The sequence below is a fragment of the Dechloromonas sp. ZS-1 genome (assembly GCF_039649255.1).
GTDB lineage: Bacteria > Pseudomonadota > Gammaproteobacteria > Burkholderiales > Rhodocyclaceae > Azonexus.
On record NZ_JBDIYD010000002.1, the window covers coordinates 378583 to 402185 of the forward strand.

Annotated in this window: 24 protein-coding genes; 13 read left to right on the top strand and 11 right to left on the bottom strand. The window is 62.5% G+C overall.

What is annotated here, in order from left to right; genetic code table 11:
* Positions 1-2: 2 nt before the first annotated feature.
* Positions 3-959 carry a 23S rRNA pseudouridine(1911/1915/1917) synthase RluD gene (rluD, locus tag AACO21_RS04615; protein WP_346191321.1) on the bottom strand — a complete coding sequence of 319 codons (957 nt, stop codon included), beginning with the start codon at positions 957-959 and terminating at the stop codon, positions 3-5.
* On the opposite strand from rluD, the gene AACO21_RS04620 reads away from it, so the two are divergent.
* Positions 958-1785 carry an outer membrane protein assembly factor BamD gene (locus AACO21_RS04620; protein WP_346191322.1) on the top strand — a complete coding sequence of 276 codons (828 nt, stop codon included), beginning with the start codon at positions 958-960 and terminating at the stop codon, positions 1783-1785. The genes rluD and AACO21_RS04620 overlap by 2 nt on opposite strands.
* A 63-nt stretch (positions 1786-1848) precedes the next feature.
* On the opposite strand, the gene AACO21_RS04625 is transcribed toward AACO21_RS04620, so the two are convergent.
* The 4 genes from AACO21_RS04625 to AACO21_RS04640 are packed head-to-tail and all read right to left on the bottom strand — an operon-like array spanning position 1849 to position 9354.
* Positions 1849-4215 (bottom strand): HDOD domain-containing protein, encoded by a 2367-nt coding sequence (locus tag AACO21_RS04625; RefSeq protein WP_346191323.1) that lies wholly within the window; start codon positions 4213-4215, stop codon positions 1849-1851.
* The gene (locus AACO21_RS04630) at positions 4212-4643 is read right to left on the bottom strand and encodes a DUF3293 domain-containing protein (RefSeq protein ID WP_346191324.1); all 432 of its coding nucleotides are present in this window, start codon (positions 4641-4643) and stop codon (positions 4212-4214) included. Before AACO21_RS04630 ends, AACO21_RS04625 begins: the two co-directional genes overlap by 4 nt.
* Positions 4627-5949, bottom strand: a complete 1323-nt coding sequence (gene rmuC, locus AACO21_RS04635; protein ID WP_346191325.1) for a DNA recombination protein RmuC — start codon at positions 5947-5949, stop codon at positions 4627-4629. Before rmuC ends, AACO21_RS04630 begins: the two co-directional genes overlap by 17 nt.
* Positions 5950-5952: 3 nt before the next feature.
* Positions 5953-9354 carry a DUF748 domain-containing protein gene (locus AACO21_RS04640; protein ID WP_346191326.1) on the bottom strand — a complete coding sequence of 1134 codons (3402 nt, stop codon included), beginning with the start codon at positions 9352-9354 and terminating at the stop codon, positions 5953-5955.
* Positions 9355-9429: 75 nt separating this feature from the next.
* Here AACO21_RS04640 and AACO21_RS04645 point away from each other — a divergent pair, with 75 nt between their 5' ends.
* The 3 genes from AACO21_RS04645 to AACO21_RS04655 are packed head-to-tail and all read left to right on the top strand — an operon-like array spanning position 9430 to position 11182.
* Positions 9430-9828, top strand: coding sequence for a hypothetical protein (locus AACO21_RS04645; protein WP_346191327.1), 399 nt, complete (start codon positions 9430-9432; stop codon positions 9826-9828).
* Positions 9829-9840: 12 nt separating this feature from the next.
* Positions 9841-10782, top strand: coding sequence for a diguanylate cyclase (locus AACO21_RS04650; protein ID WP_346191328.1), 942 nt, complete (start codon positions 9841-9843; stop codon positions 10780-10782).
* 1 nt (position 10783) lies between these two features.
* Positions 10784-11182, top strand: coding sequence for a response regulator (locus AACO21_RS04655; protein WP_346191329.1), 399 nt, complete (start codon positions 10784-10786; stop codon positions 11180-11182).
* 20 nt (positions 11183-11202) lie between these two features.
* Here the strand turns inward: AACO21_RS04655 and gloB are convergent, their stop codons facing one another.
* Positions 11203-11964: a hydroxyacylglutathione hydrolase gene (gene gloB, locus AACO21_RS04660; RefSeq protein WP_346191330.1), complete on the bottom strand. Its 762-nt coding sequence runs from the start codon at positions 11962-11964 to the stop codon at positions 11203-11205.
* A 28-nt stretch (positions 11965-11992) separates the two neighbouring features.
* On the opposite strand from gloB, the gene AACO21_RS04665 reads away from it, so the two are divergent.
* The 5 genes from AACO21_RS04665 to AACO21_RS04685 are packed head-to-tail and all read left to right on the top strand — an operon-like array spanning position 11993 to position 16098.
* Positions 11993-12712 carry a class I SAM-dependent methyltransferase gene (locus AACO21_RS04665; RefSeq protein ID WP_346191424.1) on the top strand — a complete coding sequence of 240 codons (720 nt, stop codon included), beginning with the start codon at positions 11993-11995 and terminating at the stop codon, positions 12710-12712.
* On the top strand, positions 12702-13148 hold the full coding sequence (gene rnhA, locus AACO21_RS04670; RefSeq protein WP_346191331.1) for a ribonuclease HI: 447 nt from the start codon (positions 12702-12704) through the stop codon (positions 13146-13148). Before AACO21_RS04665 ends, rnhA begins: the two co-directional genes overlap by 11 nt.
* Positions 13149-13157: 9 nt before the next feature.
* Positions 13158-13874 (top strand): DNA polymerase III subunit epsilon, encoded by a 717-nt coding sequence (gene dnaQ / locus AACO21_RS04675; RefSeq protein WP_346191332.1) that lies wholly within the window; start codon positions 13158-13160, stop codon positions 13872-13874.
* 38 nt (positions 13875-13912) lie between these two features.
* Positions 13913-14788, top strand: coding sequence for an alpha/beta fold hydrolase (locus AACO21_RS04680; RefSeq protein ID WP_346191333.1), 876 nt, complete (start codon positions 13913-13915; stop codon positions 14786-14788).
* A gap of 14 nt (positions 14789-14802) precedes the next feature.
* Entirely contained in the window at positions 14803-16098 is a 1296-nt protein-coding gene (locus tag AACO21_RS04685) for a M18 family aminopeptidase (protein ID WP_346191334.1), read from the top strand.
* A gap of 43 nt (positions 16099-16141) precedes the next feature.
* Here AACO21_RS04685 and AACO21_RS04690 read toward each other — a convergent pair whose 3' ends face one another.
* Both AACO21_RS04690 and AACO21_RS04695 read right to left on the bottom strand, forming a co-directional pair.
* Positions 16142-16477 (bottom strand): hypothetical protein, encoded by a 336-nt coding sequence (locus AACO21_RS04690; RefSeq protein ID WP_346191335.1) that lies wholly within the window; start codon positions 16475-16477, stop codon positions 16142-16144.
* A complete protein-coding gene (locus AACO21_RS04695) occupies positions 16474-17148 on the bottom strand; it encodes a c-type cytochrome (protein WP_346191336.1) in 675 nt (224 codons plus the stop codon). Before AACO21_RS04695 ends, AACO21_RS04690 begins: the two co-directional genes overlap by 4 nt.
* Before the next feature lie 86 nt (positions 17149-17234).
* Between AACO21_RS04695 and AACO21_RS04700 the strand changes: the two genes are divergently transcribed.
* Both AACO21_RS04700 and AACO21_RS04705 read left to right on the top strand, forming a co-directional pair.
* Positions 17235-18506: an ATP-binding protein gene (locus AACO21_RS04700; protein WP_346191337.1), complete on the top strand. Its 1272-nt coding sequence runs from the start codon at positions 17235-17237 to the stop codon at positions 18504-18506.
* Positions 18503-19036: a response regulator gene (locus tag AACO21_RS04705; protein ID WP_346191338.1), complete on the top strand. Its 534-nt coding sequence runs from the start codon at positions 18503-18505 to the stop codon at positions 19034-19036. Before AACO21_RS04700 ends, AACO21_RS04705 begins: the two co-directional genes overlap by 4 nt.
* Before the next feature lie 85 nt (positions 19037-19121).
* Here AACO21_RS04705 and AACO21_RS04710 read toward each other — a convergent pair whose 3' ends face one another.
* The 3 genes from AACO21_RS04710 to AACO21_RS04720 are packed head-to-tail and all read right to left on the bottom strand — an operon-like array spanning position 19122 to position 20674.
* Positions 19122-19592 carry a copper chaperone PCu(A)C gene (locus AACO21_RS04710; RefSeq protein ID WP_346191339.1) on the bottom strand — a complete coding sequence of 157 codons (471 nt, stop codon included), beginning with the start codon at positions 19590-19592 and terminating at the stop codon, positions 19122-19124.
* A gap of 13 nt (positions 19593-19605) precedes the next feature.
* Positions 19606-20205, bottom strand: a complete 600-nt coding sequence (locus tag AACO21_RS04715) for an SCO family protein (protein ID WP_346191340.1) — start codon at positions 20203-20205, stop codon at positions 19606-19608.
* Between the two features lies 1 nt (position 20206).
* On the bottom strand, positions 20207-20674 hold the full coding sequence (locus AACO21_RS04720) for a hypothetical protein (protein ID WP_346191341.1): 468 nt from the start codon (positions 20672-20674) through the stop codon (positions 20207-20209).
* 195 nt (positions 20675-20869) lie between these two features.
* Here AACO21_RS04720 and nosZ point away from each other — a divergent pair, with 195 nt between their 5' ends.
* Positions 20870-23152 carry a Sec-dependent nitrous-oxide reductase gene (gene nosZ / locus AACO21_RS04725; protein WP_346191342.1) on the top strand — a complete coding sequence of 761 codons (2283 nt, stop codon included), beginning with the start codon at positions 20870-20872 and terminating at the stop codon, positions 23150-23152.
* A gap of 88 nt (positions 23153-23240) precedes the next feature.
* Positions 23241-23549, top strand: coding sequence for a c-type cytochrome (locus AACO21_RS04730; RefSeq protein ID WP_346191343.1), 309 nt, complete (start codon positions 23241-23243; stop codon positions 23547-23549).
* Positions 23550-23603: the final 54 nt, after the last annotated feature.

A 23603-nucleotide genomic window follows, 5' to 3' on the forward strand; every position in this document is an offset into this window, starting at 1 on the left:
GATCAACCGTAGCGCAGGGTATCGACCAGCTCGCGCATGTCCTGCGGCATCGGCACTTCCCACTGGACTTTCAGGCCGCTGACCGGATGCACCAGACCCAGCCGGGTGGCGTGCAAAGCCTGACGGCCAAATTCAGGCAAGCGCGGATTGTGCTTGCCATAGACCGGATCGCCGACCAGCGGATGACCGATCGACGCCATGTGCACGCGAATCTGATGGGTGCGCCCCGTTTCCAGCGAACACTCGATCAGGGTGCAATACTGGAAACTGTCGAGCACGCGATACCAGGTCAGGGCCGGCTTGCCGCCCCGATGCTCCGGTACGACCGCCATCTTGGTGCGATTGGTCGGATGCCGCCCGATCGGCGTATCCACCCCGCCGTTCTTGCTGATCACGCCCGCCGCCACGGCCAGATACTGACGACGCACGGTGCGCGCCTGCAACTGACGAACCAGATCGGTCTGCGCTTCCAGCGTTTTGGCCACAACCATCAGGCCGCTCGTTTCCTTGTCCAGGCGATGGACGATGCCAGCGCGCGGCACGGCTTCGATACCCGGCACGTGATGCAGCACGGCATTCATCAGGGTGCCGTTCCAGTTACCGCTGCCGGGGTGGACGACCAGGCCCGCCGGCTTATTGACCACGATCAGCGTCTCGTCTTCGAACACGATGTCGAGCGGGATGTCTTCGGGCTGTTCGGGGAGATCGCGCGGGTCGGTCGGCGGCGCGAGCAGGAGGACTTCACCGCCCAGCACTTTGCGCTTGGGCTCGGTTTCGGGCTGGTCATCGAGCGTGACATGACCATCGCGTATCCAGCCCTGCAGGCGGTTACGGGAATGTTGCGGCAACAACTCAGCCAGTGCCTGGTCGAGACGACGACCGGAACAGCTTTCAGGGACGATCAGGCGCAGGGGTTCAGTTCGGCTATAATCGCCGGGTTCTTCAACAGGATAGTTCATGATGCGAAGTTTAGCCGCATTCCCGGCCGTTCCCGCCTTTTTTCGCCTGATCACCGCCCTCCTTCTTGCGTTGACCCTGTCTGCCTGCGGTTTGATGAAGGAAGGCCCGGACGAAACAGCGGGCTGGTCTGCCGGCAAGCTTTACAGCGAAGCCAAGGATTCGATGAATGAAGGCGCCTGGGACAAGGCGGCCAAACTTTTCGAAAAGCTCGAAGCGCGCTACCCCTATGGCCGCTACGCCCAGCAGGCGCAGCTTGAACTCGGCTACGTCTACTGGAAGGCCGGCGAACCCGGCTCCGCCCTCGCCGCCTGTGACCGCTTCATCAAGCTGCACCCGAACCATCCGGCGGTCGACTACGTGTATTACCTGAAAGGCCTGATCAACTTCAATGATGATCTGGGCTTTGCCGCTTACATCAGCACCCAGGACCCGACCGAACGCGACCCGAAGGCCGCCCGCGAAGCCTTCGACACGCTGCGCGAACTGGTCACCCGCTTCCCGAACAGCAAATACACCCCGGATGCCACCCAGCGTCTGCAATATCTGGTCAACGCGATGGCCAGCCATGAGGTGCATGTCGCCCGCTATTACATCAAGCGCGGCGCCTACATCGCCGCCGCCAACCGCGCCCAATATGCCGTCAAGACCTATCCGGATGCTCCGGCCATCGAAGAAGCGCTCTATGTGCTGGTCACCGCCTACGACAACTTGGGCATGCCCGACCTGCGCGACGATGCGCTGCGCGTGATGCGCCAGAACTACCCGAACAGCCGTTACTACAAGGACGGGCTGGTCCGCAAAGTGCCGTGGTGGCAACTCTGGTAAGCCACGGCCTATCCGCCACACGATGCCCGCCCAGTGCGGGCATCGTTGTTTTCAGCTGCCCGTTCAGCCGCCCTGCTTGATGGCGAGCACAGCCTGATTGCGCAGGGTACGCAGGAGCGACAGTTCCTTTTCCGGCATCACGATGCCATTCGGCGCGTCATGGTCGGCATAGATCAGCGCCACCGGGCTGCCCTTGATGTTCAGCGGAAACAGCACGAATGCCCGGGCTGGCACCGCCTTGCGATACCAGTCGGGGATTCGGGCCGCGATCTTCGGATCATCGATGTCGCTGATCAGCAGATCAACCCCTTTCGAGGTCGCAGCGTGGAAGATATCCGGGGTAAAACTGAGCGGAAAACGGAAGGCCTTGGCCACCGCCATCGCATCCGGGCCAAAACCGAAACGGCCTTGCATCACCCCCGCCTTGGCATCCCGGATGCACAGGATGACGCGCCGAAAGCCCATCGCCCGATACATGGTTTCAAGGATGATGCGCAGGATGTCATTGAGCTTGAACCCCTCCACCAGGGTGTTGCTGATGTCCTGAATGCCCGCAGCCAGAATCGCCTGGGCATCGTGGGCCGCCTCCGTCGCCGGTTCGACATTGCCGAGCAGGCCGTCATCGCGCAGGAGGGTGCTATCCAAAGCCTCGTCCGTACCGGAGAAACCCTGCTCCGATACTGACGCACCGCGGGTACTGCCGAACTGGCGGACGGCACGGATGAAGGGGCTGTGCTGGACATCGAGATGAATGATGCGCGCGAACTCGGTGACTTGGTCGAGCGCCTGCTCGATGCTTTGACGGACAGGCGGCTCGTCCAGTTCGACCGCCTCGGCATAACGCACCAGCAACTGACGCAACTGCGCGCCCTGGGCGGCCAGCGGTGTTGTCAGCAACATCGTGCACAACTCGTTGGCGTAACCGGCCACCACCCGCATGCGCACATCCACCGTACGCGCCGCCGGCACCTTGCCGCCCGGCAAAGCCCGCATGCTGCCGACGATGAGCGGCGGAAAACCCCACTGGCGGGCAATCGCCACACCCAGCTCCTCGAAGGAAATACCGAGCACCTGAACGGCCGCGCTTTCTTCCGGCATCTGCTGGGCCGCCACCGTGCGCCGGATTTCGTCCGCCTCTTCCGGGAAATAGAACTGCGCCAGCAAACGGCCCAGGTTATGGAACAAGGCGCAGATGAAGACCTGCTCCAGATCCCGCATTTGCGCCGCCACGCTGAGATCGCGGGCGAGCACGCCGGCCAGCGTGGCGCGCAGGAAATCTTCCTTCAACTGGTTGGCATTGGCTTTGTTCTGCAAATGCTCGAAGAGCAGCACCGTCACGGCGATGTTGCGCACCGCCTCGAAACCGAGCACGACCACCGCACGCGACACGGTGCTGATGCTGCCCCCTCCAGCCGGCCGGAAATAGGCGGAATTGACCAGGCGCAGCAGTTTATTGGTCAGCGCAAAGTCGTTGAGAATGGCATTCGAGAGCTTTTCGATGGTCTCGTTGTCGCTCGAGGCAATCCGGTTGATCGCCGTCACCGACTCGGACAAGGCCGGAAAATCGCTTTTGTGACGCATGCGCCGGAGCAGGAAGTCGACGGTCGACTGCCTGCCGGAGGCCAAAAGCGGCTGCTCGGTTTCCGGATCGAGGTAGTGATCGAGGGCTTCGATAAACTGCCCCGCCGTCTGGTAGCGCAAGGCCGGATCGCGCGCCACCGACTTCAGGACGAGGGGCTGCAGGCGGGCATCGAGCGGCACATCGGGCGGCAGGCGCACGTCTTCCTTGGCAATCCGTTGCAACATGGCCGGCAACGAGTCGGCCACATGCGCCCGGCGTCCGGTGAGCAACTCAAAGAGGATCAAGCCCGCTGCGTACAGATCGCCGCGCTCGCTGATTTCCTGCCGGGCCACGTACTCCGGTGACAAGTACGCGGGCGTTCCGACTGCCGAGGCCGTGGCCCCGGCATCGCGCCGGATGGAAATCCCGAAATCCATGACACGCGGCGTGCCGTCCTCGTCGAGCAGGATGTTCGAGGGCTTCAGATCACGGTGAATGATGCCCTGGCCGTGCGCGCACCCCACAGCCTCCAGGATGGCGCGCAGCAACGTGACCGCTTTGACCGGCGGCACGCTGCCGCTTTGGTGCATGAACTCGGCCAGGGTACAGCCCGGGACATATTCGAACACCAGATAGAGGCTGCCGTCGGCTTCACCCGCCTCGAAAATGGGCACGATATTCGGGTGGCGCAGGCGCCCGACCATGCGCGCCTCATCCAGCAACTGGCTGTGGCCCGTGGTTGCGCCCAGCGGCAAGGTCTTGATCGCCACCTCGCGCTCCAGTTGCGGATCGAAACCGAGATAAACCACACTCTGCGAACCGCGCCCGAGTTCGCGCCGGACTTCAAAGCGTCCGATACGCCGGCTCATGCCAGCACATCCTCCAGCCAGACAAGATGCGGCACGCCATCGGCGCCGCCGCACACAATGGCGTTCTGGCCATAATCTTCAGCCAAGGCACAGGCATCCTCGCAGGCCAGATCGGGGACAAAACAGCTTTCCTCACGCGGCCCGGCCGCATCGTCCGGCACATTGACGCCGGCAAAGGGTTCGTAATTGCCTTCGAGCAGATCGCATTCCAGTGCCGCCTGCTGCGCCGCATTCTCTGACGCCGAGCGCCGCTCCCCACCCGGATTCCAGGCAGTCAGGATGGCAAAGCAACTGGCCCCGTTTTCCGCCAGCCAGCCCGCGACCAGCGGGCTCGGCTCGCCGATGCGCAGGGAAGCCTGCCCGCCGGGGAGATACACACAATAGCTGGTAGCCCGATAGGCCGCGTCCAGTTCACTCGTCTTCGCCATCGTCGGCACTTCCGATCAATCGAGCCGAGTCGCCCGCCGGCAGCGCCTCGACATCCTTCAATTTGCGGGAAAGCTGGCGGGTCCGGGTCTCCGCCTTGCTGATGCTGTTGCTCGCTTCGTCGAGCTTTTTTCTAGTATGCGCCAAGGCTTCGCCAAATTTAACAAATTCGGTTTTAACAGCGCCCAGCACGGCCCAGACTTCCGCCGACCGCTGTTCGATGGCCAGGGTGCGGAAGCCCATCTGCAGACTGTTCAACAACGCCGCCAAAGTGGTCGGGCCGGCCAGGCTGACCCGGAACTCCTGCTGCAAGGTCTCGGCCAGACCGGGCCGGCGCAAGGCCTCGGCATACAGCCCTTCGACCGGCAGGTAGAGCAGCGCAAAATCGGTGGTGTGCGGCGGCGCGACGTACTTGTCGCGGATGCTGCGCGCTTCGGCCTTCAGCCGTTGCTCGATGGCCCGGCCGGCCTCCTCCGCCGCCAGCGGATCAACGGCCTCGACCAGGCGCTGATAATCCTCGATCGGGAATTTGGCATCGATCGGCAACCAGACCACCGGCGCATCGCCCTTGCCGGGCAGGCGCACGGCGAAATCGACGCGTTCGTTGCTGCCCGGGCGGGTGGCCACGTTGGCGGCAAACTGCTCCGCCGTCAGCAGCTGTTCAAGGAGCGCGGCCAACTGCACCTCACCCCAGGTGCCCCGCGTTTTCACATTGGTCAGCACCCGCTTCAGATCACCGACCCCGGCCGCCAGGGTTTGCATCTCGCCCAGGCCGCGATGAACCTGCTCCAGGCGCTCGCTGACCAGCTTGAAGGATTCACCCAGACGCTGCTCCAGCGTTGCGTGCAGTTTTTCATCGACCGTGCGGCGCATTTCATCGAGTTTTTGCGCGTTGTCAGCCTGGATGGCGGTCAACCGTCCTTCAACCCCCATTTTCAGGCGTTCGAAACGCTCATCGAGGAGCAAGGAAAAGCGGTTCAGATCGCGGGCAAAGGCCTCCAGGCGCTCAGCCTGCAGGCTGCCCAGCTGGCCGACCTGCGTGGTCAGCGCCTGCACCAGCCGGGTTGCGGACTGCGCCCGCTCCTCGCGGTCACGGAAGGCCTCTTCGGCATCCTCGCGCCGCCCTCGCGCCAGTTCCTCGCGCAGCTCGCGCTCCAGGCGCACCAGGTGCCGCTCGAAGGCTTCACCCAGTGCCTGAAAATGCACCGCCTCGTCGTGGCGCCGCCCGCCGCGCAACAGCAGCGCGACCTGCAGCAGCAACACGACGATCACGCCGGCCATGACGGCCAGCCCCATCGTCTCGCTCATGCCTTACCTCAGCGAGAAATCGACACGGCTGGCGCTGCTCTTGGCTTTGTCGGCCTCGTTCTTTGCCACCTCGACCTTGGGCGGCAGCAGGAAGATGCGTGCCACCGGCACCTTGCCCTGCTCGACCAGCCAGGACTGCACCGCCTCGGCCCGACGCACCGCCAGCGCCTGCACATCCTCGGCCGTGGCCGGCAGATTGGTGAGCATCAGCTTTTCCATCTCGGCCACCGGCAAATCCTTCTGCATGCCGATCACGTTACGCGGTTTCGGGAACTTGGCTTCCTTGTAGGCCCGGGTCAGGTACGCGGTGTATTCGTCCTGTGCGATCTCGACACTGTCGATCGAGACGCCTTCGCCCTTCTTCTTCAGGATGTCCTTCAGCTTCTCGGCCTTCATCGCCCGCTCGATCGCGACACGCTTGATGCCTTCCTTGTCCGCCTCCGGATCGGCCCGGCCGGTGATTTCCAGCTTCAGGGACTCGCGATCGTTCAGCGCCTTGGCGAGCGCCGCCAGCTTCTTGCCGGCGGTGTCGTCAAAGGCGGCATAACCGGGGGCAAACTCGATGTTGGACAACTCCTCGCCGCCGCCGAACATCGAACCGAGCAGGGCAAAAGGCGAGGTCACGGCCTTCACGAAGAGGTTGACGATGACCTTGACCACCAGACCACCGACCGAGAACTGCGGATCATCCAGCGAGCCGCCGATCGGCAGGTTGAGATCGATCTCGCCCCGATTGTTCTTGAGCAGCGAGATGGCGAGATTCACCGGCAGCTTGGTCGCATCCGGGCTCTCGACCTTCTCGCCAAAGGTGAATTGATCGATGAACAGGCGGTTTTCTGCCGACAACTGGCGGTCCTGCAATTTGTACGCGACATTCAGGGAGAGCTTGCCCTTCTCGATGTTGTAGCCGGCGTATTTCCCGGCATAGGGCGAGAAGCCGACCATGTCGACACCGGAAATATCGGCCTTCAGGTCGAGATAGGTATTGGCGGCCAGCGGATTCAGCTTGGCCTGAATCAGGACCGGCGCCGAATTGGCGTAGCTGCCGCGCAACTCCATGTCCGCCACGGTGTCCGCAGCGGAAGAGAGATTGGTCACGCGACCGCCCAGCTTGGTCAGATTGACCGAGTAATTGGGCTTCACGAAATAATCGGAGAAGTTCACCGTGCCGTTCTGCAAGGTGATCTTCGCAATCTTGATCGGCAGTGGCGGCTTGGCCGGGGTCTCCGCCGGCTTCGTTTCAAGCGGCTTCGCCGCCGCCTGCTTGTTCTCGCTTGTTGCCTTGACCGGCGCAACCTCGGTTGCTCCCGCCGGCTTGCGCACAATATCGGCCAGATTCAGGCGACCATCCTTGTTCAGGATCAGGCGGGAATAGAAATCGGCCAGCGCGATCTCGCCCACATTCACCGTCATCGGATCCAGACGGACATCGAGGCCACCGAAATACAGCGACTTCCATTTCAGGAAATCGGCACTGTTCAGCTTGTCGACCGCCAGAAAGTCGCCCAGGGTCAACGAGCCTTTATAGGCGGCTTTCAGGCCATCCTTGTCCTGGCTGGCGATGACTTCACCCTGGTTCGAGACCTGCCCGCGCGTCAGCGCAATATTGAGCGCCTCGCTGAAATACGGCTGGACCGGCAGCAAGGGCACGGCCACCGTTTCAACCTTCAGGGCGGCATTGAGCGGCATCAATTGGACGGCGCCATCCAGCTTCAGGCTGCCTTTCTTGTTGATCCGGCCGGCAACGCTCAACTTGCCCTTCTTGCCGGGCTCATTGCCGAGGCCTTCACCGCGGATGCTGAACCCATCGATTTCCTGAATGGCCGCCGGCGACACCGCCTTGTCTTCGAAACGCAGGGCAACGTCTTCGATGACCAACTTGTCCACCGAACCCACCCACGGCGCTTCCGGTACGGCCTTGTTTTGCGGGGCCGCCTTGGCCGGGGCCTTGAGCACCGGCGGCTGCAGCCAGGCCAACTGCCCCTTGGCGTCCCGCAGCACATTGGCCCGCACCGGACCGACCGCCCATTCGCCGACATTGACACGATGCTGGGCAAGATCGACACGGGTGTCTTTCAAGTGCACACGGTCGACCTTCAGACGCTCGCCAAAATCGAGTTGGTAGCGGATGTCCTCGACCACCACCGGCTCAGCCAGGGTATGTTTCAGCGCCCCCACCTTGACGTCGATCTGGCGGATCGCCCCCGTCAGCGGCACCGCCTGCGATTCATCGCGCCAGTTCAGGGTCGCGTTGCTCAGGACGAAGCCCCCCAGCGACCAACGCACCGCCGGCGCCGCCTCGCTCGCGGGCGCCGGTGCGGAGGACTTGGCGGGCGGCCCTTTCAGACGGTCAACCACGTTCAAGAGGTTGATTTCACCCTGCTTATTCACCGCCACCTGAACTGCCAGGCCATCCAGGAGCACCTTGCTGACACCGATGTCACGGTTGATCAGGTCGGCCTTGTCCAGCTCGACATCCAGGCGCTTCCAGCCGACCAGCGGTGCGCCCCCCGACTCGGCCACAGCGAGATCGGACAGGTGGGCTGCACCGACCATGGCCAGCGAAAATACTTTGTCGGAGACTTCCTTGAAGACCACCTTGAGTTCGGAGTCCAGCACCCCACGCTCCAGACGGATCGGGAAGCCATCCGGCAGATACGGTTGCAGGCGGGCCAGATCCAGGCGATCCAGATCCAGATCCAGTTCGCTTTCGTGCGAACCGGCAAACGGTTTGCTCCGCCCCTTCAAGACCAGCGGCGAGCCATCGATCACCGCCGCAAAAGCCGGCTCCACCAGAACATCCGCCTGATACGGCAAACTGGAGACAAACGGCAAGGTGAAATTGAGGTCGTCAACCGTGTGCTTGACGCCTTCCGGGCGGTCATCAAAAACCAGCTTACCGCCCAGCACCTGAATATTGTTCAGGGAAAAACGCGGCAAGGGCTTCTCGGGCTCATCCTTGGGCTTCATCCACTCGTCGAGCAGGTCGGAGATGTCGTAGCGCCCGTCCGCCAAGCGCGCCACGGCAATCCGCGGGCCACGCAGGCGAATCTCGTCAACCACGATCCCGGCCTGGAAAATCGAGAAGCTGGAAACATTGACGAACAATTCGTCAAAACCGACCACCTCGTGGCCGCCCTCCGCCTTCACCGAAACACCGCTGATCCGGGCCGACAGGGCATAGGGGTTGATGTCGATCTGCTCGATCGAGACCTCGCGGTGCAGTTCCTTGGCGAGTTGATCGAGCAACACCGACTTCAGGAGCGGCGGGGCAGCAAAATAGCCCAGCACGCCAAAAGCCAGGACGCCGCCTGCCAGCCATTTTCCCCAGCGCTTTCCCTTGGGCGAGCGGAGTGCCGCCCCCACTGCGGAAATCGAGATTTTTCCGTCTGCTTCGTGGCTCATGTTACCCTACCGTTAGTCATAGTTTTTCGTGTATTCGGGCGGAATTTAACACAGCCCAGAATCCCTGCTCATGCAATGAAGTGGTTGATCCGAGACCTCAAGCACGCCCTTGAACAACTGAAACGCCCAGAAACCTGGATGGTCATCGGCCTGCTCAGCGCCTTTAGCCTCCTGGCCTATGCGGTGGCCCGTTTTGCCTTTCGTACCGACTCGGTCCTGCGTTTCCTGCGTCACTCCGTTGCCTCCTGCCGTGAATTAAGCAACGGCCCCATCATTTTCCTCTTTTGCGGCATGATCTTCTTCCTGCTGGCTGCCGTTGTCACCCTCGGTGAATTTCAGCGCTACTTCCGCAGTCGTCGCATCGGGGCGTACCATGAGGAAAAACAAGCCCTCCTGCACGGCATAGGCTGGGGAATCGTCGCACTCGGCATCCCTCTCTCCGCCGTGATGTTTTTCAACAACTACTGCTACTGATCCGGCGCCGGCATGAAAATCCTGATCGTTGAAGACTCCCGCGCCAACATGCTGGTCCTTACAACGTTCATCGAACGTTTCGGGATGACAGCCCTGCAGGCGGAAACCGGACAAAAGGCCGTTGACCTCTTCACATCGGAGAGTCCGGACATCGTGCTGCTCGACGTCGTGCTGCCGGACATGGATGGTTTCGAGATTGCACGCCAGATTCGGGACTACGAACACGGTGATACCTGGACACCGATTATTTTCCTCTCCTCCCTGGGCAAGGACGAAGACATCGAACGGGGCATTGCCGCAGGCGGCGACGATTATCTGCTCAAGCCGGTCAGCGAAATCGTGCTCGGCGCGAAGATCCGGGCCATGCAGCGCATCATCCAGATGCGTACCTCGCTCGTCGTGCTGGCCCGCAAACTGGACCTGGCCAACCAGGAACTGAAGCGCCTGTCCGCCATTGACGGCCTGACGGGCATCCCGAACCGCCGCTATTTCGATGAAACCCTGTCTCGCGAGTGGCGCCGGGCCCGTCGCAACCAGACCTCGATTTCCCTGATGATGTGCGACGTCGACCTGTTCAAGCGCTACAACGACGCACTTGGGCACCAGGCCGGCGATGATTGCTTGCGCCAGGTTGCCGCCCTGCTCTCTGCCAACATGCAGCGTCCCTCCGATACCGCTGCACGCTACGGCGGTGAGGAATTTGTCGCCATCCTGCCGGAAACCGCGAGCGGCGGCGCCATCATGGTGGGAGAAAAAGTGCGACACGCCCTGCATCAGGCACACCTGCCTCACCCGGAAGCCCCCTTGGGATTCGTCACGCTCAGCATTGGCATCGCCACCCTGCAGCCCGCCGGGGACGATGGCCCGGAAACCTTGATCCGTGCTGCTGACCAGGCACTCTATCGTGCCAAACACGAAGGCCGTGACCGGGTCTGTGTCGCGGGGAAGGCCTGAAATGAGCCTGAAACACCTGAATGTCCTGATCGTCGACGATAACGACATGATGCGCTCCCTGTTGGGCGGCATCCTGCGTAACGGCGGTCACAATGTCATCGGTGAAGCCAGCAATGCCCCGACCGCCATCGAGATGGCCAACCGGCTGAAGCCGGATATCGTCTGCCTCGACATCGTGATGCCGGGAGAGATGGATGGGCTCGAAGCCCTGGTCGAAATCAAGAAAGATCGCTCCCAGACGCAAGTGGTCATGATCACCGGCAATGCCGATCAGGACACGGTCCAGGAAGCCATCAACAACGGGGCCAGCGGCTTTATCGTGAAGCCCTTCAACGCGGCAAGGGTGCTCGACACCCTCGAGATCATCATGCGCCGAAGCATGAAAAAACGCGGGACCTGATCCGCCCGCGCTCTGAAGCGTCAGGCCTGAAACACGTTACGCCAGGCCCGCAAGGCGGCGAAGACATCGACAGGCGCCGACGAGACCGCGCCGGCCTGCACGCCGGCAGCAATCACCTCGGGCACATGGCAGCGCAGAAACGGATTGGTCGCCAGTTCATCGGCCAGCAGCAAGGGCACGGTCGCTTCGCCGGCCGCACGCGCAGCGGCAACCCGCGTTGCCCGAGCCCGAAGCAGGGCATTCTCCGGCTCGACAGCCAGCGCGAAGGGCAGATTCATGGCGGTGTATTCGTGCGCACAGTAAATGGCCGTTTCTGGCGGCAAGGCGGCAATCGCGGCCAGGGCATCGGCCATCTGCGCCGGCGTGCCCTCGAACAAGCGGCCACACCCCGCGCCAAACAGCGTGTCGCCACAGAACAGCACGCCGGGGGTACGATAAGCCAGGTGTCCCCGAGTATGGCCGGGCACCGCCATCACGCTGACCGATTGGCCCAGCACGTCGATCGTCTCCCCGCCACACAGAGGGTGGGAACAGGCTGTGATAGACTCATTTCGAGGTCCGTAGACCGTCGCCGGCCAGCGTGCCAGCAAGTCGGGAATACCGCCCTGATGATCGGCGTGATGGTGGGTGATCAGGATGCTGTCGAGGGTCAGACCGTGCGCCTCAAGCGCTGCGATCACCGGTGCGGCGTCACCCGGATCGACGACAGCGGCCCGCGGGCCTGCCGTCAGCAACCAGATGTAATTGTCCTTGAATGCGGGAATGAGCGAGATTTCAAACATGCCGGAACTATCGAGCCAGCCGGGACGCTTGTCAATTCCCGGTCTCGAGCGCTGGCTCCGTTCGCCGCAAGGACGCTATGTGCTCGATTGGGAGCAGGCCTGCGTCGATGAAACGGTGGCCGATATTTTCGGCTACAACGCCCTGCAGATCGGCCTGCCGCAATGCGATTTCCTGCGCACGAACCGCATCCCGCTGCGCCAGACGGTCGCCGAACAAAGCGGCGCGGCGGTGTGTTGCGAATTCACCGCCCTGCCCTTTGCCAGCAACAGCATCGACCTGATCGTCCTGCCTCACGTGCTCGAATTCAGCGATGATCCGCACCAGATTCTGCGTGAGGTCGAACGCGTCCTGATCCCGGAAGGGCAGTTGCTGATCCTCGGCTTCAATCCGATTTCACTGTGGGGGATGCGTCGCCTCTTCGGGCGTTCGGCCGAATTTCCCTGGACCGGCCACTACCTCTCTCAATTGCGGGTCCGGGACTGGCTGCAACTGCTCGGCTGCGAAGTGGCGCGCAGCAACTATGGTTGCTATCTGCCGCCGGTCGACCAGCCGCAATGGCTCAAACGCTGGCATTTCATGGAACATGCCGGTCGCCGGTGGTGGCAGATTTCCGGCGGGGTGTATATGCTGCGCGCCGTCAAGCGCACGCATGCGATGCGCCTGATCACCCCAAAATGGAAACAACCCAAACCGGGCCGTGCCAAAGCACTGACCCCGGTCGCACACAAGGAACACCATGGCAGTTGAACCCACCGTCGAGCTGTACACGGACGGCGCCTGCAAAGGCAACCCTGGCCCCGGCGGCTGGGGCGCCCTCCTCCGCTTCGGCACCGCCGAGAAGGAACTCTGGGGCGGCGAGAAGGAAACGACCAACAACCGGATGGAGCTGATGGCCGCTATCCGCGCACTGGAAGCCCTGAAGCGCCCGGTCACGGGCAAGGTCTATACCGACTCGCAGTACGTGCTGAAAGGCATCAGCGAGTGGATTCACGGCTGGAAGCGCAATGGCTGGAAGACATCGGACAAGAAGCCGGTGAAGAATGCCGATCTCTGGCAAATGCTGGACAATCTGGCCCGTCAGCACCAACTGGAATGGATCTGGGTCAAGGGTCACGCCGGCCACCCGGAGAATGAACGCGCGGATGCCCTCGCCAATCGGGGCATCGAAGAACTGAGGAAGTAAGGAAGCCGCATGCGACAGATCGTCCTCGATACGGAAACCACGGGCCTGGACCCGCGCCAGGGCCACCGCATCATCGAAGTGGCCGGCATCGAACTGGTGAACCGCCGCCTGACCGGGCGCCACCTGCATAAATACGTGCATCCCGAGCGGGATATCGACGCCGGCGCCCAGGCCGTGCACGGCATCAGCCTGGAATTCCTGGCCGACAAGCCGAAATTCGCCGATATCGCAGAAGAACTGGCCGAGTTCATCCGTGGTGCAGAACTGATCATCCACAACGCGCCCTTCGACATCGGCTTCCTGAATGCCGAGTTCGACCGCCTCGGTTTTGTCCCGGTCGGCACGCTCTGCCATGGCGTGATCGACACGCTGAAGATGGCCAAGGAGATTCATCCGGGCAAGCGCAACAGCCTGGATGCCCTCTGCGAACGCTACGAAATCGATAACTCGAGCCGTACCCTGCACGGCGCATTGCTCGATACGGAACTCCTGGCTGACGTCTATCTGGCCATGACCCGTGGCCAGAACAGCCTGATGATCGATGTCGACACCGCGCCGCAACCGCAGCTCGGCGCCGACGGCCAGGTGCGCCAGCGCAAGCCACTCCAGGTGCGGCGCGCCAGCGAGGCCGAACTGGCCGAGCACGACCGCGTCCTGGCCGCCATCGACAAAGAATCGAAAGGCGCCTGCATCTGGCTGCCCAAGGCCGAGACACCGGCGACCTGAGCCCTGCTTTCAGACTGACTTATCCGTACGCACCGACCATGGTTCCCATTGCCCTCCTGATCTGGCTGATTCTCGAAATCGCGATTTATCTCGCCGTTGGCCGGCTGATCTTTCATGCCGACTGGGGCTACGCCCTGGGTGGCGCCATCGGCGGCCTGCTCGGCGTCCGGGCCGGCATCAACACCATCACCTGGGTCTTCGGCCTGGCCCTGGGCTCACCGGCAGCCCGCATGTCGAGCGGGGCGATGCTCAAGATGATGGCGATCGAATACTTCGCCTTCCTGCGCACCTTTGTCCTGACCCTGCCTTTCGAGCGCCTGTGGATGGGCGCTGACCGCCTGCGTGAAAGCCCGCGCCCGATCCTGCTTGTGCACGGTTACGGCTGTAGCCGCGGTGTCTGGCGTGTCATGAGAAAGCGTCTGGAAGCGGCCGGCCATGTCGTGGCCACGGTCAGCCTGGCCCCACCCTACACCAGCCTGGGCAAGCTGGTGCCGCAGCTGGCCGAGCGGATCGAAGCCGTCTGTGCGGCAACCGGCGCCCGCCAGGTGGTGCTGGTCGGACACAGCATGGGGGGCCTGGTCTGCCGCTCCTATCTGGCCCGTCACGGCAACGAGAAAGTCAGCCGTCTGCTCACCCTGTCCACGCCCCACCAGGGCACTGCGCTGGCACGCCTCGGCCTCGGCCAGAATTCGCGGGAAATGGAGCCGGGCTCGCTGTGGCTGACCGACATGGCCAGCGAAAAAACCGGGGTGCCGACGATCAGCCTGCGCAACCCTTACGACAACTACGTGATGCCGCAGGACAACCAGAAACTGCCCGGCGCACGCGATGTCGAACTGCCGCCCACCGGCCATATCGCCCAACTCTACGACGCCCGCGTGGCCGCCGCTGTCCTGCGCCACCTCGACGACTGAATCAAGGATTGCCCATGCCGTTTTCTGCCGATGCCCATACGCACGCCCGGGACCTGCTCGATTTCATCGATGCCAGCCCAAGCCCCTGGCATGCCGTTGCCACCTGCGCGCGCCGCCTGGAGGCCGCCGGTTTTCAGCGTCTGGACGAGGTCGACCGCTGGTCGCTGCAGGCTGGCGGGAAATACTATGTCGTGCGTGGCGGCGCCTCGATCATCGCCTTCGTGTCCGGCGGTCAACCGCTCGCCGAGGCCGGTTTTCGCATGGTCGGTGCACACACCGACTCGCCCGGTCTGCGCATCAAGCCCAAGCCGGCCGAGCACGCACAGGGCATGATCCGGCTGGGCGTCGAAGTCTATGGTGGCCCCATCCTCGCCACCTTTGCCGACCGTGACCTCGCACTGGCCGGGCGCGTCCTGGTCAAGGGCGAGTCCGAAGCGCGCCTCGTGCACTTCCCGGACCCGATGCTGCGCCTGCCCAACTTGGCCATCCACATGAACCGGGATGTGAACGAGGCCGGGCTCAAATTCAACAAGCAGACCGAACTGCCCCTGCTGCTCGGCGTGGCCGATGCCCGCGAAGCCGACCGCCGCTTCCGCGACCCGATTGCCCGGCAACTGGGTGTGGCCCCCGAGGCGCTGCAAACCTGGGAACTGGTCGCCTACGACACGCAAAAAGGCGTGTTGTGGGGCGTCGACCGTGAGTTCATCGCCGACAGCCAGCTCGACAACCTGGCCTCCTGCCACGCCGCGCTGTCGGCCTTGCTTGCCGTCGACCAGCCAGATCACACGGCCATCGTCGCCTTTTTCGATCACGAGGAAGTCGGCAGCGAAAGCGCCGCCGGTGCCGCCGGCAGCTTTGTCAGCGATGTCCTGGCGCGGCTCTCCGCCAGCCAGCAGCTCGATGCCGAAGACAGCCAGCGCATGCGGGCCCGCAGTTTCTTCATCAGTGCCGACATGGCGCATGGCTGGCACCCCAACTTTCCGTCCGCCTACGAACCCTGCCACAAGGCCCTGGTCAATGGCGGCCCGGTCATCAAGAGCAATGCCAACCAGCGTTACAGCACGGATGCGCAGAGCGCCGCCCGTTTCATGCGCTATTGTGAGCAGGCCGGCGTCCCCTGCCAGCAATACGCGCACCGTACGGACCTCGGCTGCGGCAGCACCATCGGACCGATTGTCGCCGCGCAACTGGGGGTGGCCAGTGTCGATGTGGGCGCGCCCATGTGGGCCATGCACAGCATTCGCGAAAGCGCCGGCGTGCAGGACCACCTCTGGATGACCCAAGCGCTGAGTTGCGCACTCGGGGCCTGAACCCCAGTCAGCCGACAGCGCAGGAACCCTGCGGCACGTCGCCCTACTCGGGCGACTGCTTGGTCCCCATCATTTCATTGCAGGTCGCCCGCCCAAAGGCCTCGGCTTTTTTCGGGCTGGAAATCTGCGGCTCGGCGTAAATGCGCCGGATGATCTGATTGGTGATGCGCGGGCCGTGGCTGCCATCCTCCTCATACAACTTCATCGGGCGGCCATTCTCGCGGTTATAGAAAGCCTGCAGGGCATGATCGCGCACCCGCTCGCAAAAGCGGATCTTCTGCACGTCCGGCATGTCGTCCGGGACATTCGCCGCATGGGCATGCGCCCAGGCAGCACCAGCCAGGCTGAAGCCCAGCACTAACGACATCAGGGATTTCATTCTTTCTCCTGGATTGCGGTCAGGTAGGCCAGGATGTCCTGGACCGCCTGCGGATTCAGCTGATTGAGCACGCCGACCACGCCGTCCTCATCATGGGGCCGGTCGCCCTTCAGGAAGAGATCGACCTGGCGCTGCAGATAGCTGGTGTATTGCCCGACCAGCATCGGGAACATGCCCCGCCCCTTGCCCGTCTTGCCATGGCAACTGGCACACTGCTTCTGATAAAGGGCGCCGCCTTTGTCCACATCGCCTTCGGCGCGCGGGATGATCATCACCTTATCGACCATCTGCAAGCGGGTCAGCGCATCCTCATGCCCCTTGAATTCCGGCATTTTGGTCGGCAGTTCAATGCCCGCGAGATAGGCCGCCACTTCCTTGATGTCGGCATCCGACAATTCCCGCTCCTGGGTATACGGGAACATCGGGATATTGACCCGCGTTCTCGCCCGGAAATTTTTCAGCTGATTTTCAATATGTTTGACCTGTTGACCGGCGATGCGCGGGTATTCGCCCTTTTTGCCCCCCTGGCCAAACTCGCCATGGCAGGCGGCACAGGTGCCATTGATGTCCTTACCCTTGGCCTGCTCCTGATCGAGATCGACCGCCCACGCACTCTGGCCGATGGCAAGCAGGGCAATCAACAGGGAAGAACGAAAAAAGGGCAACAGCATGTCATCAGACTCCGAATCGGCTGCGACGAATTGTCGCATCGAGTCGCACGCAGAAAATTGACGCATATCACGCATAATTCGACCCCATGGCATCTCCCTTCTGTCCCACCGCCCATCCCGACCAGCTCAGCATCCTGCGCCGACTGGTCGCAAGCCGCTGGGCCGTGCTGTCGCTGACCACCCTGCTCGTCCTGATTGGCCCGGCCAGCCTCGACATTCCGATCAGCCAGCCGCCGCTCCTCGCCATCCTTGCCATCGCGCTGGTCATCAATACCCTGGTTGCCTGGCGGCTGCGTCAGGCAACCAGCGCGACGCCCATCGAACTGGTCAGCCAGTTGCTGTTCGACATTCTGGTCTTGAGCGCCCTGCTCTTTTTCTCCGGTGGCGCGACCAACCCGCTCGTTTCCCTGCTGCTGCCGCCGGTGGCGCTGGCTGCGCTGGCCCTGCCCGCACGCTGCGTGCTCCTGGTGGGCGGGGCAGCCCTGGGGGCCTATTCGGCGCTAATGCTCGTCTACCTGCCCCTGCCTTTGCCCGATGCCACCCGCGCCACCCGTCTTCACCTGGCCGGGATGTGGATCACCTTTGCCCTCTCGGCAAGCATGATTGCCTGGTTCGTCGTACGCATGACGCAGCAGCTCCGCGAACGCGACGCCGCCCTCGCTGCGGCGCGCGAACAGGCGCTGCGCGATGAGCGCGTCATGGCGATGGGCACCCTGGCGGCCGGCGCAGCACACGAACTGGGCACGCCCCTGGGCACCATGGCCCTGATCGCCGGCGAACTGGCCCACGATGCCCGGCAACTCGACCTGCCGGCGCAATGGCATGAGGATCTGGCACTCCTGCGGCAGCAGATCGGGGTCTGCAAGCAGATCATCACCGGGCTCTCTCGGCGAGCCGGCGCGGAACGCCTGGAAAACAGCCCGCGCCAGCATGTCGACCGCTGGATCGAACAGGTCCGCCAGCATTGGACGGCCATCCGCCCCCAAGCCGACAGCCGCTTGCTGATCCAGGGCGAGGGCGACATCCCGGAAATCACGGCCGACCCGCGCCTGGAGCAGGCCCTTCTCAATCTGCTCAACAACGCGGCCCAGGCCGCCGGCCCGGGCTGCATCGACATCGCCCTGAACTGGACCCGAGACAGCCTGCACATCGACATTCGGGACAGCGGTCCCGGTTTTCCGGCCACGGTGCTGGCCGGTGCAGGCCAGCAAGGCTTTGGCGCACACGCCCATGGCAGCGGAGTCGGCCTGATGCTGACCCGCAGCGCCCTCGAACAACTGGGCGGCAGCCTGAACCTGAGCAACCCGGACTCAGGCGGCGCCCTCGCCCGCATCACGCTTCCCCGCTTCCAGCCATGACCGAATCGACCCTGATCATCGACGACGATCCCGCCTTCAACGCCATCCTGGTCCGCACCCTGACCCGGCGGGGCTTTGCGGCCAGCGGCGTGCAGGACCCCGCTGCCGCGCTGGCAGCGGCACGGGCCCATCCCCCCGCCCGCGTCGTACTCGATCTCAATCTGGCCGGCCAATCCGGCCTTGCCCTGATTCAGCCTTTACTGGCCCTCAATCCGGATTGCCGCATCGTCGTCCTGACCGGCTACGCGAGCATCACCACCGCCGTCGATGCGATCAAGCTGGGCGCAGTGCAATATCTGGCCAAACCGGTGGAAATCGAAGCCATCCTCAATGCCTTCGACGACGAAGCCCCCCTGGACAGCAGCTTTGACACCCCGGATGAACCGCTCTCCGTGGATCGCCTGGAATGGGAACACATCCAGCGCGTCCTGGCTGAAAACGACGGCAACATCTCGGCCACGGCACGCGCCCTCAAGATGCACCGGCGCACCCTGCAGCGCAAACTCTCCAAACGACCGGCAAAAACATAGCCAGCGGGCGCATCGCAAAAGCGATGTCCGGCTGGCCATGGGGTGGCTGACCGTCCGACGGTCAACCCCTGAAAACAGGCAAAAATCAGTGGTGCTTGTGCTCCATCGGTGCTGCCGCCGGCGCCACCATCGGGCGCACGACCTTGGCCTCGACCACCTTGCTGCTGCCATCGTCAAAGCTCAAGGTGATCGGCACGCTGTCACCTTCCTTCATCGGCCCCTTGAGGTCGATCATCATGACATGCAGACCGCCCGGCTTGAGAACAGCCTCGCCCTTGGCCTTGATCTCGATGGCGGACACCGGACGCATCTTCATCACTCCGCCGTCGTTCAGGTGGGTATGCAGCTCGGTGATTTTGGACAGCGGATTATCCGCCTTGATGACCTTGAGATCCTTCGCCCCGGTGTTGCGGATCACCATGAAAGCGCCGGTCGCAGGGGCATTCGGGGGGGCCAGGCGAACATACGGTTCCTGCACGACCACATCATCGGCAGCAGCGGCCCAGGCGCCAGCAGCCACAAACAAGCCCGAGAGCAGAACAGACATCTTTTTCATCACAACAACTCCTTCAGGGGTGAATCAATAATTTGCGGATTTCAGCGACCACCACCTCCGGTGCTGCCGCATGCGGAATCCGGCCAACCAGCTTGCCATTCGGCGCCACCACCAGAGTTTCGGAGGTGTGATCAACTACGTAGCCGCTGCCGGCATCGGCGGGCTGGCGGGCATAAAACACACCATAACGCTTGGCCACATCGGCCAGGGTTTCCGGTGAGGCCGTCGCACCCAGGATGCCCGGGTCGAAAAAGGCGGCATATTCCTTCAGTCGGGCCGGGGTATCCCGTTCCGGATCGACCGAGATGAAGAGCGTCCGCACCTGCTGACGCTCTTCATCGGACAGCAGTTTCAGGCCGGCGGCGGTCGACATCAGGGAAGTCGGACAAATGTCCGGGCAATAGGTATAGCCGAAATACAGCAGCACGACCTTGCCCCGGAAATCATCCAGCGATATCGGGCCGTCTGCAGACTGCACGGTAAAGGCACCACCGGCGGGGCCTGCGGCAACGGGCAGAGGACGCTCCGGCGGCGCGGGGTGCCAGAACAGGGCCAGCCCCAGCACCAGCGCAGCCAGGAGGGCCGCAATCACGGCCAGCACGCGTTCTGACATGTCAGTGACCTCCACCGGAGAAACGATAAGGCACGGCGATGCTGGCCGTGGCCGTTTCGACCAGCACGGTGGCCTGCCAGTCCATCTCGCCGGTAATGCAGACCGGCAAACTCACTTCCGCAACATAGCGCCCATTGCCCTGACTCACGAGTTCAGGCCGATTCAGGCCCATGCTCATGCCGATCCCGGCAAAATCCACGGCCACCCGCTGCGCCGCAATGCCCTGCAGAAGCACTTGCACCTTAAACGGCTTGACCATGGGAATCGGCTGCACACTGCTGCTCAACTCGATGCTGCCACCGTCCTGCAGGCTGGCCTTGCACGCACCCCGATGCAACGAGCATCCGGGATCCGGCATGACCGTCACATCGGCCTTCGGCAAAAGCATGGGCGAAAGTTTGTAGCCGACGACCACGATCAAGGCGATCAGCAGGCCACCGATCAAGTCGGTCAGAAGTTTTTTATTCACGAAAAACGGCAGCAATACCGGGAAAACACGAAAGTCGCATTTTCGCCCATCCCGGCCAGACGAAATTAACAAACATCAATTCTTTCACAACCCATGCGGAATACAGTGTGCGGCAAATTGTCGCAGCCATGCATCAAAAGACTGCGGCAATGGGGGAAAGGAAGTATCCGCTTCTAACCATATGGGAGTGTTCAAATGAAGCATTTCGCAGTGAAAACCAGCGCCCTGCTCATCGCAGCCGGCCTGGCCGCCTCGGCCATGTCCGCCGAATCGCTGCAGGACGTCATGAAGCGTCGCGGCCTCAGCCAGCAGGATCTGCTCGCTGCCGCCAAGACCTACGTGCCGACCGGCAAGCGCGATGAATTCGTGGTCTTCAGCTCGGGTGGTCAGTCTGGCCAGATCATTGTGTATGGCATCCCGTCCATGCGCATCCTGAAGTACATCGGCGTCTTCACGCCGGAACCCTGGCAGGGTTATGGCTACGACGAGAACTCGCGTGCCGTGCTCAACCAAGGCAAGATCGACGGCAAGGAAATCACCTGGGGTGACACGCACCACCCGGCCATTTCCGAAACCCAGGGCAAGTATGACGGTCAGTTCCTGTTCATCAACGACAAGGCCAACCCGCGCCTGGCCGTGATCGACCTGCGCGACTTCGAAACCAAGCAGATCGTGGTCAACCCGATCTACAAGTCGGAACACGGTGGTGCCTTCGTCACGCCGAACACCGAATACGTGATCGAAGCCGCCCAGTACCCGGCCCCGCTGGAAAACAAGAAGTTCGTCCCGCTGGAAGAGATGAACGAGAAGTACCGCGGCGGTATCACCTACTGGAAGTTCGACCGCAAGGAAGGCCGCCTCAATCCGAAGGAATCCTTCTCCGTCGAAGCCCCCCCGTACTGGCAGGATCTCTCCGATGCCGGTAAAGGCCCGTCCGATGGCTGGTCCTTCACCAACTCCTTCTGCTCCGAGCGTTACGTTGGCGGTATCGAAAAAGGCCGTCCGCCGTACGAAGCCGGTTGTTCCGCCAAGGACACCGACTATCTGCACGTGATCAACTGGAAGAAAGCCGAAGAACTGGTCAAGGCCGGCAAGGCCAAGGTCGTCAACGGCCACAAGGTCCTGCCGCTGGACGTCGCCGCCAAGGAAGGCGTGCTCTTCCTGGTGCCGGAACCGAAGTCCCCGCACGGCGTGGACGTGACCCCGGACGGCAAGTTCATCATCGTTTCCGGCAAGCTGGATACGCACACCTCCGTCTACTCCTTCGAAAAGATTCAGGCCGCAGCCAAGTCCGGCAAGTTTGAATCCAAGGACCCGTACGGCGTGCCGGTCATCGGCCTCAAGGATGCGCTGGACAAGCAGGTTCAGCTCGGCCTCGGCCCCTTGCACACCCAGTACGACTCCAAGTCCTGTATCGCCTACACCTCGCTGTACGTCGATTCCCAGGTCGCCAAGTGGAACTACTGTGAAGGCAAGGTCGTGGACAAGATTTCCGTCCACTACAACATCGGCCATCTGATGGCCATGGAAGGCGACTCCGCCGATCCGAAGGGCCGTTACCTGGTCGCGCTGAACAAGCTGGCCATCGACCGCTTCGTCCCGGTTGGCCCGCTGCACCCGCAGAACCACCAGCTGATCGACATCTCGAACGACAAGATGCAACTGTTGTACGACATGCCGCTGCCGCTGGGCGAGCCGCACTACGCCGTCGCCATCGACGCCACCAAGCTGAAGCCGGGCGTCCGCTACAAGGTCGGTACCGATTCCCGTACGGACAAGCCGCACCCGGGCGCCGTCCGTGCCGGTGAAGAAGTCACCACCAAGAAGGGCAACAAGATCGAGGTCAAGGGCACCCTGATCCGTTCGCACATCACGCCGGAAACCATCGAGGCGGAAGTGGGCGACGAAATCACCGTCCACCTGACCAACCTCGAACGTGCTCAGGATGAAACCCACGGCTTCACCGTCTCGACTTACAACGTGCATGCCTCCGTCGAACCGGGCAAGACCGTGACCGTCAAGTTCAAGGCAGACAAGGAAGGCGTCTATCCGTACTACTGCACGGAATTCTGCTCTGCCCTGCACCTTGAAATGATGGGTTACCTGCTCGTCAAGCCGAAGGGCTGGAAACCGACCAAGACCGAAATGGCCAAGGCCAACTACACCGAAGCGGACTACAAGACCACGCTGAAGAAAGTTGCCGATACCCAGGCCGTCATCGACTCCGTCGTCGGTTACATCACCAGCGTCAACTTCAAGGACTTCCCGGATGTGGTGAACATGGTGGATGACGCCACCGACCAGCTGGGCAAGATCAAGGACGCCAAGGCCAAGCACGAAGCCGCAGCCGCCAAGAAGGACTGGGAACAGGCCAACCTGTGGGCTGAGCAAGTCTGGCAATACCAGGTCAAGGCAGCCGACCTCGGTCTGCGTGCCAAGACCTACCTTGAGCAGAACGGCGCCAAGAAGGTCAAGTAAATCGCCCGACAGTCTTGATCTGACTTAAGGCAATCATCGGGGAGCAGAGTCAATCTGCTCCCCGATTCACATTCAGGAGGGAAAAACCATGAAATATGTAATGTCTCTGCTCGCCGCCGCTGTGATTGCTGCACCGGCCATCGCCGCACCGGACGGCGCCACCCTTTACCAGGAAAAAACCTGCTGGTCCTGCCATGGCAAGGACGGCAAGAAGACCCTGACCCCGGCCTTCCCGAAGGTCGCGGGCCAGAACGCCGCCTACGCAGAACAGCAGATGAAGGACATCAAGAGCGGCGCCCGTAACAACGGCCAGACTGCTGCCATGAAGGGCGTCATGGAGTTGGTGAACGACGAAGAAATCAAGGCGCTGGCCGTCTATCTGTCCACGCTGAAATAAGTGAAACGCCCCACCAACCGGGGCTTATGACCCATATCAAGGAACACTGATATG